This window comes from Pseudescherichia sp. L3, from assembly GCF_024656065.1.
In the GTDB taxonomy this organism is placed as follows: Bacteria; Pseudomonadota; Gammaproteobacteria; order Enterobacterales; family Enterobacteriaceae; genus Pseudescherichia.
In genome coordinates this window covers 1927227-1941598 of record NZ_JANKYC010000001.1, presented here as the reverse complement: position 1 = coordinate 1941598, position 14372 = coordinate 1927227, and the positions used below count along the sequence as shown (strand labels likewise).

Genomic DNA, 14372 nt, shown 5'->3' with positions numbered 1-14372 from the left:
TTGTGCGGTACCAAATCGCGGTGAACAATCCCTTGCCGTTTTTGTTTTACAACCCCCAAATTCTTGTAGATCAAGGGGTTGTGATGATTAAACATACAGCAAAACGCTAAGAATTTTCCTTGTTTCTGTACGCGTTTAGGATGACAATTAGCACCTGATTTATTGCCTATACGTCATCGTTAGGCATGAGTTGTGGTACAAATTGGTCCGTACAGTCCACGGGTAGCTGTTGAGCCTGGGGCGGTAGCGTGCCTGCGAATGGAGTGAGGCTAACCTGTTTCACACAGTCTCGCGTAAAATACCCCCTTCCTTATTGAATTGACGGAATTGATAGCGTGAAAATCCTTGTTACTGGCGGAGCGGGTTTCATCGGCTCTGCGGTCGTCCGACATATTATTAAAAATACCCAAGATTCCGTTGTGAATGTTGATAAATTGACTTACGCCGGTAATCTGGAATCGCTTGTTGACGTCGCCGATAGCGATCGTTATGCCTTTGAGCGTGTAGATATTTGTGATGCCGCTGAGCTGGCACGCGTCTTTGCCGAGCACCAGCCTGATGCGGTAATGCACCTGGCGGCAGAGAGCCATGTTGACCGCTCTATTACTGGCCCGGCTGACTTCATCGAAACCAACATCGTCGGAACTTATGTTCTGCTGGAGGCTACGCGTGCCTACTGGCTGACCTTGAGCGATGAGGCGAAAAACGCGTTTCGCTTCCACCATATCTCTACCGATGAAGTGTATGGCGATCTGCCGCATCCGGATGAGCATCCGCAGGGCACGGCGCTGCCGCTGTTTACCGAGCAGACCGCATATGCCCCCAGCAGCCCGTACTCCTCATCGAAAGCATCCAGCGATCACCTGGTGCGCGCATGGCGTCGTACCTATGGTCTGCCGACGCTGGTCACCAACTGCTCCAATAACTACGGTCCGTATCACTTCCCCGAGAAGCTGATCCCGCTGGTGATCCTTAACGCCCTTGAGGGCAAACCGCTGCCGATTTATGGCAAGGGCGATCAGATCCGCGACTGGCTCTATGTTGAAGATCATGCCCGCGCGCTCTATACCGTGGTAACGCAGGGGGCACCTGGCGAGACTTACAACATTGGCGGCCATAACGAAAAGCAGAACCTGGACGTGGTGCATACCATCTGTGACCTGCTGGATGAGATCGTGCCGAAAGAGGGCTCTTATCGCGACCAGATCACCTATGTGACAGACCGCCCGGGACACGACCGCCGCTACGCTATCGATGCTGACAAAATCAGCCGCGAGCTGGGCTGGAAACCAGAAGAGACGTTTGAATCCGGGATCCGTAAAACCGTCCGCTGGTATCTGGATAATCAGCAGTGGGTGGATAACGTGAAAAGCGGCAGCTATAAGACCTGGATCGAGCAGAATTACGAGAAACGTTAATGATGAATATTCTGCTGTTTGGCAAGACTGGCCAGGTAGGCTGGGAGCTGCAGCGCGCGCTTGCGCCGCTCGGCACGGTGACGGCGGTTGACGTTAAATCAACCACCTTTTGCGGTGACTTTAGCAACCCAGAAGGCGTAGCGGAAACCGTTCGCCGCGTGCGTCCGGATGTGATCGTCAATGCGGCGGCCCACACCGCCGTTGATAAAGCCGAGTCCGAGCGCGAATTTGCCGAGCTCTTAAACGCAACCAGCGTTGAAGCTATTGCTGTCGAAGCCGAAAAGCTTGGCGCATGGCTGATCCACTACTCTACCGACTATGTTTTTCCGGGGACCGGGGAGAGGCCGTGGCTGGAAACTGATGCCGTTGCGCCATTAAACGTCTACGGTGAAACCAAGCTGGCGGGCGAGAAAGCGGTGCAGAAGAACTGCACGAAACACCTCATCTTCCGTACCAGCTGGGTCTATGCGGGTAAAGGCAACAACTTTGCCAAAACCATGCTGCGCCTGGCCAAGGATCGCCCGGAGCTATCGGTGATCAACGATCAGTTTGGTGCCCCAACCGGCGCGGAGCTGCTAGCCGACTGCACGGCGCACGCCATTCGTACCGCGCTGCACAAGCCAGAGGTGGCAGGCTTATACCATCTGGTAGCATCGGGTACCACAACGTGGCATGACTATGCCGCACTGGTCTTCGCCGAAGCGAAAGCGGCAGGTATGGAACTGGCAATTGAGAAGCTTAACGCCGTACCGACCTCTGCTTACCCGACGCCTGCCCGCAGGCCGACCAACTCCCGTTTGAACACCGAGAAATTCCAGCGTCAGTTTGACCTGGTGCTGCCTGACTGGCAGGTTGGCGTCAAACGCATGCTGGCTGAGCTGTTTACCACGACCTCATTCTGATCGAAATTGATAATGCCCGGTGTCGGGCATTTTTTGTACACAGAGAAAAAAATGAAAACACGTAAAGGTATTATTCTCGCAGGCGGATCTGGGACCCGTCTTTATCCGGTCACGATGGCCGTCAGCAAGCAGCTGCTGCCGATCTATGACAAGCCGATGATCTACTATCCGCTCTCGACGTTAATGCTGGCGGGCATTCGTGACATTTTGATCATCAGTACTCCGCAGGATACACCGCGTTTTGAGCAGCTGCTGGGTGATGGTAGCCAGTGGGGCCTGAATCTGCAGTACAAAGTACAGCCGAGCCCGGATGGTTTGGCTCAGGCCTTTATCATTGGCGAAGAGTTCATCGGCGACGATAACTGTGCCCTGGTGCTGGGTGATAACATCTTCTATGGCCACGATCTGCCGAAACAGCTGGAAGCAGCCGTAAGCAAAGAGAGCGGGGCAACCGTCTTTGCCTACCATGTTAACGATCCAGAGCGTTACGGGGTAGTAGAGTTTGATAGCAACGGCACGGCCATCTCTCTTGAAGAGAAACCGCTGGAGCCGAAGAGTAACTATGCAGTAACTGGCCTCTACTTCTACGACAACAGCGTCGTTGAAATGGCGAAGAGCCTCAAGCCCTCTCCGCGTGGGGAGCTGGAAATTACCGATATCAACCGTCTCTACCTGGAGCAGGGTAAACTGTCGGTAGCAATGATGGGCCGTGGTTTTGCATGGCTGGATACGGGGACTCACCAGAGCCTGATCGAGGCCAGCAACTTTATTGAAACCATTGAAGAGCGCCAGGGGCTGAAAGTCTCCTGCCCGGAAGAGATCGCTTTCCGGAAAGGCTTTATCGATGCTGAACAGGTCAAAAAGCTGGCAGCACCGCTATCCAAAAATGCGTACGGTCAATATCTGCTTAAGATGATCAAAGGTTATTGAAATGAATGTGATCAAGACAGCCATTCCCGAGGTACTGATTTTTGAGCCCAGGGTCTTTGGCGATGCGCGCGGATTCTTTATGGAGAGCTTCAACCAGCGGATCTTTGAAGAGGCGGTTGGGCGCAACGTTGAATTTGTGCAGGATAACCATTCTAAATCCAGTAAGGGTGTGCTGCGTGGTTTGCATTATCAACAGGCTCCCCACGCGCAAGGTAAACTGGTGCGCTGCGCTGTAGGTGAAGTATTCGATGTCGCCGTTGATATCCGCGAAAATTCACCGACGCTAGGGCAGTGGGTGGGCGTTAACTTATCCGCTGAGAACAAACGCCAGCTCTGGATCCCGGAAGGGTTTGCCCATGGGTTCCTGACATTAAGTGATACGGCTGAGTTTCTCTATAAAACCACAACCTACTATATGCCAGCAATGGAAGCGGGAATTAAGTGGAACGATACCGATCTGAATATCGACTGGCCAGCGCACGGTGAGTTACTGGTTTCAGATAAAGATAAGATCTTGCCGTCATTCTCTGATGTAGTTTCAAATTTTAAAAATTTGGATGTAGCTACTTTAAAGAGTAACCATTAATAAAAATTATGCTGGCTAATAAATTATTTCTAAATTTGATCGTAACATTTAGTCTTTTTTCCGGTAGCTATATTCTGGGGGGGGTGAAGTTTTATCCCCCGCTTTTATTTGCGCTATTAGGGATCGGCCAAAGTATTTTAGGCAGAAAGATGCCTGCAATTATCGTAACCGAGATTAAATGGTGGGCATTTTTCCTTGTATTAATGCTTGTATGTTTTTTTATTGGCCAGAATAATGATTATCTTTTTGTCCTGTTTCGCTACTTATCTAAAGCGATACTGATACCTTTTGGGTGCTGTCTATTAATACGTAATATTGCTCAAGATATCACCAGAACACGGGGCGATTTCCACACCGTCATTCGTCAATCTGTTGCCTTTGCGCTCTATTTCCAGTTTACGATTGTCATTCTACAGCTCTCACTGCCTCCTTTCAGAGAAGCGTTTAACTCAATTATCGAGCTGACAGACGAATGGAAAGCGTTGGCTGACGTGGGGCACTTCAGGGCTACCGGTCTTGCCGGGCTGTCAATTTATGATACTTCAATAGCTTATGGTATCCTTTATCTGTTTTTCCTACCGTGGTGTACGTCGTATAAGTTTACGGTAAACTTTAAGTTCCTGCTTATTACGCTCATCATTACCGTTCTCTCATTGATTGCTGGCAGAAGCGGTTTTATTTTAGTGCTGACGATATTTATATTCTTCTTCCTGTACTGTCGTCGTAAGATATTTTATTCAGTCAATTTAGCCGCGTTCATCACCTTAGCGATAATGGCTGTGATTGCTGTAATGGGTATAGACCAGTTCACACGATTCCTGCAGTTTGTTTTTGAACCTATTTATAACTATATGGATACCGGGTCGTTTGAAACGGCTTCGACCAATGAACTCATTGATAGCTATCTTTTCATCCCTTGGGAAGTACCACCGCTAACAGGTTTCGGTTTTTGGGCCCAGCCAAGCCTTAGCGAACCGCATCATTTCATATACAAAACGGACTCTGGCATCCTGTTAAATTATATCGCATTCGGTATTACCGGCTTAATCTTTGTCTTGGGGTATACATGGCATTTTATCAAAAACCATGTTGTCTATACTGAGATCAACAGTTCAGCACTCAAAGTATTGTTTGGTATCAGTATGGCAGGGTTGATCGTCAGTTTTGCCCTTAAAGGACCTATCTATTTTTCTGAAAAGATTATGACTGCGTACTTTATTTGGCTGGTTTATAATTCTCAAACGAAAAAAGAGTTAACGGTTTAAAATGAAAAATATCATTCTGGTTGTTTTGTATAATGAGATAATAACTAAAACGCACAGCTTCATCTCGTTAGAAAAAGCGTTTGAGAATAGCGCGCATAGTGCAGAAGGGTATGAGGTTCTTTTTTGGGACAACAGCAGTGCCAGCATTAATGAAGCGCATGTTGATGAGGCAATCAGTAAGTTAACTGGACTGGGGCTAACGGCAAAATATATTAACACCCCTGAGAATCTGGCCTTATCGAAGCTCTATAACAGAGTTATTGAACTGTACCAGAATGAAAAAGATTATCTTTTTGTACTGGATCAGGATTCAGAGTTCGATAGTGGTTATTTCTCAACATTTGAAAGTATCACTAATCAGCAGACTCCGGATGTTATATTGCCGGTAGTGAAATTCAAAGAACAGATTGTCAGCCCAACGAAAATCCTCTATTTAAAAGGTTTTTACTACGATAGCGCACCGAAGGGGTTCATCAGTAGCAGCACGGTTTCTGCGATTAATAGTGGGATGATAATAGCGTTATCCTATATTGTTAAGCATGGCTACCGTTACAATGAACAACTGCGAAACTACTGTACCGATGATGATATCATGCAGTTTGTTCGTAAAACCAAAGGCAGCGTGTTCGTGATGGACTACAGCTTTGAGCACGACCTGAGTCTGTGTACGCTTAATGCCAATTCAGATAGCTTGCGTACGCGCTATAACGAGATGGTGCGTTCGAGAAAAATATTGCATTCAAGGAATATCTTTGAAAGCGCAATTGTAAATGTTTACTTTTTTGCGCACCGTGCCTATATGGCAATGAAGTATAAAGATATAAAATATTTTAAAGGTTAATGACGTGATTATCCACATAGCAATACCTCGGTTTGCATTATCTGGTGGAAACCTGGTATCTTTAGAACTTGCAAATTATCTGGAAAATGAAGGAATTACCGTCTATTGCCTGTCAGGCTCCCAGAAAAAACGCGCTCATGATGTCGTGCTGGTTAAGCCCCAGCGCGGTTTGATAAACTCCTTAAAAAACCTGTTCGCATTTTTTTCTCTTTCTGTACAGGCGCTGTTTTATAAAAATTATATTGCGACACATCATCTGACATCGCTTTTTAATTTTATAAAACGCAGCCAGTTTGCTTTAGTACAGGATCTGGAAGCCGATTTTTATCCGCAGCGGTTAAAAAAAGTGGGGGCCATTTTTTGGCAGAATTATCTTTCTGCGCGCCACCTGCTCTTTACGAATACTACCCTTGCAGCAAGAGTTCAGCGCATCAAACCCACCGCGGTTAAAGGCTTATCATTTGTTCCTTTTGAAATTGATGCGGTAGAGGGAAAAGAAAAAGAAATTGATGCCGTTGCTATTATCAGAGATGGAAAATATAAAGATCCTGATAAGACGCTACAGGTTATGATGTCTCTGGAAGATAAAAAATATAACGTCTGCATTATTAACGCCTCGCGACAGGCCCTGTCCGGTAAGAATATTATCAGCAACGTAAATCGTAAAGATTTTGTGGACGTGCTGCTCAGGGCTAAAGTATTTGTTTGCCTCTCGCAGTGGGAAGGATTGGGGCTACCAAATCTTGAGGCGTTTGTGGCAGGGTGCCACGTTGTTTCTACCGCGATCCCTTCGGCGCTGGCTATGCAGGAGTACGAACTTGAAGGGGTTAACGTACTCGATGAACAGTATAGTGTAGAGACAGCAGTAAATAAGATTGAGCAAGTTATCACAACTAATAGTTTTCCTGCTGCAGATATCAACGCTCGCTTGAATCTATTAAAGCACATCCAGCTTCAGTGGTTAGATGACGTAAAAGAGCAAATCATTAAAGGGAAAAATCAGTGAGTATCGTTATATCTGTAGTTTCTCATAAACATTTTAAAATAATTAAAGACTTGCAAAGCCTGGAGCATCTTGCCCCCTATTTTGATGTTTATTTAATTGATAATGTCAAAGAGGCTGGGCTCGAGGAGTGGTGTCAAAATCACAATATCAATTATCTTGCAAATGAGATTAAATGCGGCTTTGGTGAAAATAATAACAAAGTATTTGATGCGGCATTTAAAAATGGGATCGGCGAGGACGACTGGTTCCTCGTACTGAACCCGGATGTGGTCATTGAGAAAGAGCGAATTTTTGAGTTAGTAGAAAAAATGCGCCACGATCGTGTACGTCTGGCAACGGTAAATCTGTATAAAGACATTAATTTTAAAACCTATGATAATGCCGTTCGTCATTTCCCAACCCTAACTGATTTCTTCAAGTCTTATTTAACCGGGGCTAACCCAACCATTATCGACAAAAGTAAAATTACAGAACCGGCTAAGGTTGATTGGGCTTCTGGTTCCTTCTTAATGTTCGACGCTGAGCTATACCAGCAGATTGGCGGATTTGATAAAAGCTACTTTATGTATTGTGAAGATATTGATATCTGCTTACGATCCATGGCGTTACAGAAAGAGAAAGTCACTTTCTATCCTACCGTTAAGGCGTTGCACTTTGCTGCTCACTCCAACCGGAAGCTGCTTTCTAAAAGCTTCTTCTGGCATCTGAGGAGCATGGTTCGCTATCTGTGGGTAAAGAAAACGATGCCGCATAGTTTATAAGAGGGAATAGCATTGGATAAGCTTCTGCTTAAAAATATTTTCTCTCTGTTTAGTATTCAGGCAGTAAATTATTTACTGCCTCTGCTGATCATCCCCTTACTGGTCAGAGTGTTAGGCATTGAGTTGTTCGGTATATATATACTTATCCTGACGGTTATCCAGTATTTTATTATTGCTAGCGAGTATGGGTTCAATCTGACCGCGACGCGTAAGATCGCAATTAATATTGAGGATAAGCAGAGCGTATCAACGTTCTTCTTTGCTGTTATTAGTGCCAAACTGTTGATCGCAGGGATTGGTTTTGTTGCGATGAATGCGGTATTACTCTTGTTACCGCAGTATCAGCACTATACGCTATATCTAAACCTGGGATACCTGAGCGTCCTGGGAAGCGTTTTTTTCCCTATTTGGCTATATCAAGCTTATGAAAAAATGATTTGGATTGCTATCTGCAACTTCATTTCGCGCGTGGCGGGGATTATTCTTATTTTCTGGATGGTGACAGCAAAAAGCGACCTTTTATTGGCGATCGTTATCCAGAGTATTATGCCTATTATTGCTGCTGTCATTGCGCTGGTATACTGCTTTTCAAGCGGCATGGTGCAATGGACACGAATCAGCTTTCGCGAGGTTGTTGAGGAACTTAAAGATAGTTGGGACATATTTGTATCCACGTCCTTTGTCAGCCTTTACACAACGAGTATCCCTCTTATTTTAGGATATTTTGCAGGTGCGGGTAGCGTAGGGGTCTTTTCAGCCGCAGATAAGATTCGCATAGCATTACAGTCGGTGATCAACCCGGTCTCACAGGCAATCTATCCCCGTTTAAGCAAGTTAATGATTAAAGAAGAAGAGTCAGCGCTGAAGCTTATTCGCGTGATGTTTAAATTCTTTGTGTTACCTTTCTTCGGATTTTCTCTGGTGGTGATGCTGCTTTCAGACGAGTTGATTCGGATCTTCTATGGAGAAGATCTGATGGAAGCGGCTAGCGTGCTTAAAATACTTATCTGGATCCCACCGGTCGTGGCTATTGCTAACCTGTTAGGAATACAGATCATGCTGCCGCGCGGCATGAAGAAGCAGTTCAGCCTGACGTATATCATATGTGGGATCATCGGCCTGCCGTTGCTTTTTATAGGCGCTTATTTCTTAGCCGCCTGGGGCGTAAGTATCGCATCAGTTGTCATCGAAATTATTGTGGTGAGTATGTTCTGGTACTTTATCTCAGCCTCATCAAATCCATTTAAATTATTCGATAAATAATATTATGCCAATTGTCTCAATTTGTATTCCAACTAAAGACCGTCTGGAACATTTAACTAAAACGATTGATTCTATAATTAATGATGGCGTTGATGCTAACGATTTTGAAATAGTTATTTCTGATAATTCGGATAATGACGTCATCAAAAACCATTGCGATCGTATTGCTGCTCAAGGCTACAATATCAAGCACGTTCGTAATCCCGTCCTCGGTTTTTATAATTCGATTGTAGCCTTACGCAACGGCAGCGGTGCACTACTGAAGCTGCATAATGATTACAGCTGCTTTCTGTCGGGCCAGTTTAGATATCTTGTCGAGCTGGCGAAGCAGAATCTGGTCGATAAGCCAACGATCTTTTTCGCTAATGGAACCCTAAAGCTTGCAGAAAATACGCGGTGTAATTCGAAAGATGAGTTTATCGCCGCGACGCATTTTCAGAATAGCTGGAGTTCGGCGTTTAGCATCTGGAAGGCGGATTTCGACAAAATACCGCATGAGAAAGAAGATGTTAACCCCATGTTCCCTCACACATCGCTGTTGTTAAACTCTACAAATACACGTTATCTCATTTGTGATAAGACGGTCTTTGAAAATATCGCCGTGGCAGGCAAGGGGGGATATAACCTCTTTGAGTGCTTCTGCCTTATCTATCTCGGGTTAATTAAAGATAAAGTTAAAGCAGGTGAAGTTTCTGAGACAACGTTCAATGCGGTTAAATGGAAAATGTATCAGAAATTCGTTATTCCCTGGTACTATAAAACGGTATACACCAATCAAGGTTTTACCTTTATTACGGATAATGCTGACGAGATTTTGAAAAAAACCTATGGTTTGCCAGCCTGGCTGTTAATTCGCGTGGCATGTAAAATTAAAAAAACAATCAGCCGGAGCTAGCAATGTCTCGTCTTTCAAGCGAACGTTCTTTGTTGTTGACATTAAAAGCCTTGTTTTTCCCCTATAACAAATTACGTAATAAGTATTATAGCTATGCATTTTCGACGCAGGGTCTCATCGTAGGTAAAAATATATCTATCGTTGGTTCTAAAAATATAAAGCTTGGACGCCATGTTATTTTAGGAAACCAGACCTGGCTAGATGCTATTGGCACAGGGAGTATCATCATCGGTAATGATGTCTCTTTAAGTCAGAATGTGCATATTGCTGCTGCTGAATCCGTTACGATTGAGGATGGTTGTCTGATCGGGAGCGACGTGCTGATTAGCGATCATGACCATTCCTTCGGCGGCGACTCAGCAATGATATTGCCAAAACATCGTCCACTGACGATCCGCGATGCGACAAAGCTTGGAAAAAACTGCTGGCTAGGCGATAACGTTAAGATCCTATCGGGCGTAACCTTAGGTAATAATGTTGTGGTAGCGGCTAATTCGGTTGTGACACGCTCATTTCCTGACAATGTAGTCATTGGCGGCATACCGGCAAAGGTTTTAAAAAATATCTGAATCATTTTTCAACGTATCCCTAATCAGCCTGGGGTGGGGTAATGAGCAAGCACGTTTTAATCATCGGCGGATCAAGTTTTATAGCGCTTAATCTGATTGAAAAATTTATCAAAGAGTCCTGGCAGGTTATTGTCTATGGACGGAACAAACCACAATTAGATTTTGCAGGGCTAACCTTTATCAGCGGTGAACTCTCGGAAATCGATGTTAAGCTAAGCCATTTTTCCGAATCAACTATCGATAGCGCGATCTATCTCGTTAACAATATCCCTGTTAATGCTGATCCCACTGACTACGAAGCACGTTTAGAGGAAAACCGTTCGGCGATTGATTTTCTCTACACAATCGTCAAGCGCGTGGTCTATTTTTCTTCCGGTGGCAGGATCTATAAGACCAGCCCGGAACCGCATAAAGAGACGGATCCGCTTTCACCGACCTGCTCCTATGGGAAAAGCAAGGTTGAGCTAGAAGAGTATGTGGCGCAACGCAGTGCCGCTCTGAACCGAGACTACCTCATTATCAGACCTTCAAACCCTTATGGGCGGCATCAAAATTTGTATGCTAATCAGGGGCTAATCGCTATTCTTTTAGGAAAAATAAAAAGCGGTAAAGATATTGAAATTTGGGGTACGGGTACAGAGGTCAGAGACTACATCTATATTGATGATTTTGTTTCAGCTTTTTATACTCTTTTTAACTATATCAATCCTCCTTACACTATTTTCAATATCGGTTCAGGCTATGGGACCTCGACTATTCATATTGTTGAAACGGTGTTGGAGTTAGCGGGTAACAGTGGCGTTGAAAAGAAATATATTGATATTCACCGCAGCTTGATTCCTTCAAATATTCTATGTAACCAGCGATTAACGGATGTGATTGGCCCTTATCCGCTCACCCCTTTAGTTGATGGGATCTCAGCGTTTATTAAAAGTACAATGGATAAATAATTTGTCATACCGATTTATCGTTTAGCATAAATCGGTACTATCACCTGAGAAAATCCTGAGTTAACATATTTGTTACTTAACCAGCTGAAATGTTAACCAGCTGCAAAACACACCTGACAGGAGTATGTAATGTCTAAACAGCAGATCGGCGTTGTAGGTATGGCCGTTATGGGGCGCAACCTGGCGCTCAACATCGAAAGCCGTGGTTATACCGTTTCCGTTTTCAACCGCTCCCGTGAAAAAACTGAAGAAGTCGTTGCTGAAAACCCAGGCAAGAAGCTGGTGCCTTACTATACCGTACAAGAGTTTGTAGAGTCTCTTGAAACGCCGCGTCGTATCCTGTTAATGGTGCAGGCGGGTGCGGGTACCGATGCTGCTATCAACTCGCTTAAACCTTACCTGGATAAAGGCGACATCATCATTGATGGCGGCAACACCTTCTTCCATGACACCATTCGTCGTAATCGTGAACTCTCTGCTGAAGGCTTTAACTTTATCGGTACCGGCGTTTCCGGTGGTGAAGAGGGGGCGCTGAAAGGGCCTTCCATTATGCCTGGGGGCCAGAAAGAGGCTTATGAGCTGGTTGCGCCGATCCTCACCAAGATTGCTGCGGTAGCGGAAGACGGCGAGCCGTGTGTAACCTATATCGGTGCTGACGGTGCCGGTCACTATGTGAAGATGGTTCACAACGGCATCGAATATGGCGATATGCAGCTGATTGCTGAAGCCTATGCCCTGCTGAAGGGTGGCCTGAACCTCTCTAACGAAGAGCTGGCCCAGACCTTCACCGAGTGGAACGAAGGCGAGCTGAGCAGCTACCTGATCGACATCACTAAAGATATCTTCACTAAGAAAGATGAAGAGGGTAAATACCTGGTCGATGTGATCCTTGATGAAGCTGCCAACAAAGGCACCGGTAAGTGGACCAGCCAGAGCTCGCTGGATCTGGGCGAGCCGCTGTCGCTGATTACCGAATCGGTGTTTGCGCGTTACATCTCTTCGCTGAAAGAGCAGCGCGTTGCCGCCTCTAAAGTCCTGAGTGGACCGCAGGCTAAGCCAGCCGGTGACAAAGCCGAATTCGTCGAGAAGGTGCGTCGTGCGCTCTACCTGGGCAAAATCGTCTCCTATGCTCAGGGCTTCTCTCAGCTGCGCGCCGCGTCGGAAGAGTACAACTGGGATCTGAACTATGGTGAAATCGCGAAGATTTTCCGCGCGGGCTGCATCATCCGTGCCCAGTTCCTGCAGAAAATTACCGACGCCTACGCTGAGACCCCGGCGATTGCCAACCTGCTGCTGGCACCTTACTTTAAGCAGATTGCCGATGACTACCAGCAGGCGCTGCGTGACGTCGTGGCTTATGCTGTACAGAATGGTATCCCGGTGCCAACCTTTGGCGCAGCCGTTGCTTACTATGACAGCTACCGCTCTGCGGTGCTGCCGGCGAACCTGATCCAGGCCCAGCGCGACTACTTTGGTGCACACACCTACAAACGTACCGATAAAGAGGGTGTATTCCATACCGAATGGATGGAATAATCTGATTTATTAATTATTTATTAAGCCCGGTTTTGCCGGGCTTTTTTTATTTTGTCTGATTGTAATTTGTTAAAAAAGGTATGTATCTGCTACTGATTATGAAGCTTATCTGAATATGAAGAGGGTGTATTGACACTGTAATCTGAGTGTCGTTATCGTTAAAGCCGTTCCACTCACTGGCTGTGTCGTTTTCAGGCACTACGTTCTTTAACGAGAAAAAGTCAAACGTATGAAAATTACCATCTCCGGTACAGGTTATGTAGGCCTCTCCAACGGCATTTTAATTGCCCAGAATCATGAAGTTGTTGCGCTGGATATCGTGCAAGAAAAAGTGGATCTGCTGAATCAGGAAAAGTCGCCGATTGCTGATAAAGAAATTGAGGAATATCTTAAAACCAAGCCGCTCAATTTTCGCGCCACTACCGATAAGTACGATGCCTATCGTGATGCAGATTATGTGATTATTGCTACGCCTACGGATTACGATCCGAAAACCAACTACTTTTGCACGACCAGCGTTGAAGCCGTCATCAAGGATGTAAATGAAATTAATCCCAATGCGGTGATGGTTATCAAATCAACGGTTCCCGTTGGCTTTACGCAAAAAATTAAAGAGACGCTGGACATTGATAACGTTATCTTCTCCCCGGAGTTCCTGCGTGAAGGGCGGGCGCTGTACGATAACCTGCATCCCTCCCGGATTGTCATCGGCGAGCAGTCGCTGCGTGCTGAGCGTTTTGCTGCCTTGCTGGTAGAGGGCGCGATTAAAACCGATATTCCCGTTCTGTTTACCGACTCAACCGAAGCCGAAGCCATTAAGCTTTTTGCTAATACCTATCTGGCGATGCGCGTGGCTTACTTTAATGAGCTGGACAGCTACGCTGAAAGCCTGGGTTTAAATACCCGACAGATTATTGAAGGGGTGTGTCTCGATCCCCGTATTGGCAATCACTATAATAACCCTTCCTTTGGCTATGGCGGTTACTGTTTACCGAAGGATACCAAGCAGCTGGTTGCTAACTATAAATCCGTACCAAACAACATTGTTTCGGCTATTGTCGAAGCCAACCGCACCCGTAAAGATTTTATTGCCGATGCGATATTGGCGCGCCAGCCGAAAGTGGTTGGGGTTTATCGGCTGATCATGAAAAGCGGCTCTGACAACTTCCGTGCCTCATCCATTCAGGGCATTATGAAGCGTATCAAAGCGAAAGGTGTCGAAGTTATTATCTACGAACCGGTAATGAAAGAAGAACAGTTCTACAACTCACGTGTTGTGCGTGATATCACTGCCTTCAAGCAAGAGGCCGACGTTATTATCTCAAATCGTATGGCGGAAGAGTTACTTGACGTTGCAGAAAAAGTTTACACCCGCGATCTGTTTGGCAATGACTAATGTACCGTTCTGGAAGGCAAAAGCCTGATGCCAAGCATCAGGCTTTTTTTTGTT

At 45.8% G+C, this 14372-nt stretch carries 14 protein-coding genes; all 14 read left to right on the top strand.

What is annotated here, in order from left to right:
- The first annotated feature begins 335 nt into the window (after positions 1-335).
- The 14 genes from rfbB (at position 336) to ugd (ending at position 14318) form a co-directional block, all read left to right on the top strand.
- The gene (gene rfbB, locus NR795_RS09530) at positions 336-1418 is read left to right on the top strand and encodes a dTDP-glucose 4,6-dehydratase (protein ID WP_144817258.1); all 1083 of its coding nucleotides are present in this window, start codon (positions 336-338) and stop codon (positions 1416-1418) included.
- Positions 1419-1420: 2 nt separating this feature from the next.
- Entirely contained in the window at positions 1421-2320 is a 900-nt protein-coding gene (gene rfbD / locus NR795_RS09525; protein WP_144817412.1) for a dTDP-4-dehydrorhamnose reductase, read from the top strand.
- Between the two features lie 51 nt (positions 2321-2371).
- On the top strand, positions 2372-3250 hold the full coding sequence (gene rfbA / locus NR795_RS09520; RefSeq protein ID WP_144817259.1) for a glucose-1-phosphate thymidylyltransferase RfbA: 879 nt from the start codon (positions 2372-2374) through the stop codon (positions 3248-3250).
- A gap of 1 nt (position 3251) precedes the next feature.
- Entirely contained in the window at positions 3252-3836 is a 585-nt protein-coding gene (gene rfbC, locus NR795_RS09515) for a dTDP-4-dehydrorhamnose 3,5-epimerase (protein WP_144817260.1), read from the top strand.
- Between the two features lie 8 nt (positions 3837-3844).
- Positions 3845-5101 carry a hypothetical protein gene (locus NR795_RS09510; protein WP_144817261.1) on the top strand — a complete coding sequence of 419 codons (1257 nt, stop codon included), beginning with the start codon at positions 3845-3847 and terminating at the stop codon, positions 5099-5101.
- Position 5102: 1 nt separating this feature from the next.
- Positions 5103-5942 carry a glycosyltransferase gene (locus NR795_RS09505; protein WP_144817262.1) on the top strand — a complete coding sequence of 280 codons (840 nt, stop codon included), beginning with the start codon at positions 5103-5105 and terminating at the stop codon, positions 5940-5942.
- Between the two features lie 4 nt (positions 5943-5946).
- A complete protein-coding gene (locus NR795_RS09500; RefSeq protein WP_257758032.1) occupies positions 5947-6948 on the top strand; it encodes a glycosyltransferase in 1002 nt (333 codons plus the stop codon).
- Positions 6945-7709, top strand: coding sequence for a glycosyltransferase (locus NR795_RS09495; RefSeq protein WP_257758031.1), 765 nt, complete (start codon positions 6945-6947; stop codon positions 7707-7709). The genes NR795_RS09500 and NR795_RS09495 overlap by 4 nt, the downstream gene beginning before the upstream one ends.
- Positions 7710-7721: 12 nt before the next feature.
- Positions 7722-8972: a flippase gene (locus NR795_RS09490; RefSeq protein ID WP_257758030.1), complete on the top strand. Its 1251-nt coding sequence runs from the start codon at positions 7722-7724 to the stop codon at positions 8970-8972.
- A 4-nt stretch (positions 8973-8976) separates the two neighbouring features.
- Positions 8977-9867, top strand: a complete 891-nt coding sequence (locus tag NR795_RS09485) for a glycosyltransferase family 2 protein (RefSeq protein WP_257758029.1) — start codon at positions 8977-8979, stop codon at positions 9865-9867.
- A 2-nt stretch (positions 9868-9869) separates the two neighbouring features.
- Complete coding sequence (locus NR795_RS09480; protein WP_144817267.1) at positions 9870-10436, top strand: DapH/DapD/GlmU-related protein; 567 nt, start codon at positions 9870-9872, stop codon at positions 10434-10436.
- Between the two features lie 41 nt (positions 10437-10477).
- A complete protein-coding gene (locus NR795_RS09475; RefSeq protein WP_257758028.1) occupies positions 10478-11386 on the top strand; it encodes an NAD-dependent epimerase/dehydratase family protein in 909 nt (302 codons plus the stop codon).
- Between the two features lie 129 nt (positions 11387-11515).
- Positions 11516-12922, top strand: a complete 1407-nt coding sequence (gene gndA, locus NR795_RS09470) for an NADP-dependent phosphogluconate dehydrogenase (RefSeq protein ID WP_144817269.1) — start codon at positions 11516-11518, stop codon at positions 12920-12922.
- A 229-nt stretch (positions 12923-13151) separates the two neighbouring features.
- On the top strand, positions 13152-14318 hold the full coding sequence (gene ugd / locus NR795_RS09465; RefSeq protein ID WP_257758027.1) for a UDP-glucose 6-dehydrogenase: 1167 nt from the start codon (positions 13152-13154) through the stop codon (positions 14316-14318).
- Positions 14319-14372 lie beyond the last annotated feature (54 nt).

Bases quoted from the DNA above. Each gene is read 5' to 3' on its own strand.
- NR795_RS09505 (WP_144817262.1), top strand. From the start codon at position 5,103: ATGAAAAATATCATTCTGGTTGTTTTGTATAATGAGATAATAACTAAA.
- rfbD (WP_144817412.1), top strand. From the start codon at position 1,421: ATGAATATTCTGCTGTTTGGCAAGACTGGCCAGGTAGGCTGGGAGCTG.
- NR795_RS09485 (WP_257758029.1), top strand. From the start codon at position 8,977: ATGCCAATTGTCTCAATTTGTATTCCAACTAAAGACCGTCTGGAACAT.
- gndA (WP_144817269.1), top strand. From the start codon at position 11,516: ATGTCTAAACAGCAGATCGGCGTTGTAGGTATGGCCGTTATGGGGCGC.
- NR795_RS09475 (WP_257758028.1), top strand. From the start codon at position 10,478: ATGAGCAAGCACGTTTTAATCATCGGCGGATCAAGTTTTATAGCGCTT.
- rfbC (WP_144817260.1), top strand. From the start codon at position 3,252: ATGAATGTGATCAAGACAGCCATTCCCGAGGTACTGATTTTTGAGCCC.
- ugd (WP_257758027.1), top strand. From the start codon at position 13,152: ATGAAAATTACCATCTCCGGTACAGGTTATGTAGGCCTCTCCAACGGC.
- NR795_RS09480 (WP_144817267.1), top strand. From the start codon at position 9,870: ATGTCTCGTCTTTCAAGCGAACGTTCTTTGTTGTTGACATTAAAAGCC.
- NR795_RS09510 (WP_144817261.1), top strand. From the start codon at position 3,845: ATGCTGGCTAATAAATTATTTCTAAATTTGATCGTAACATTTAGTCTT.
- rfbA (WP_144817259.1), top strand. From the start codon at position 2,372: ATGAAAACACGTAAAGGTATTATTCTCGCAGGCGGATCTGGGACCCGT.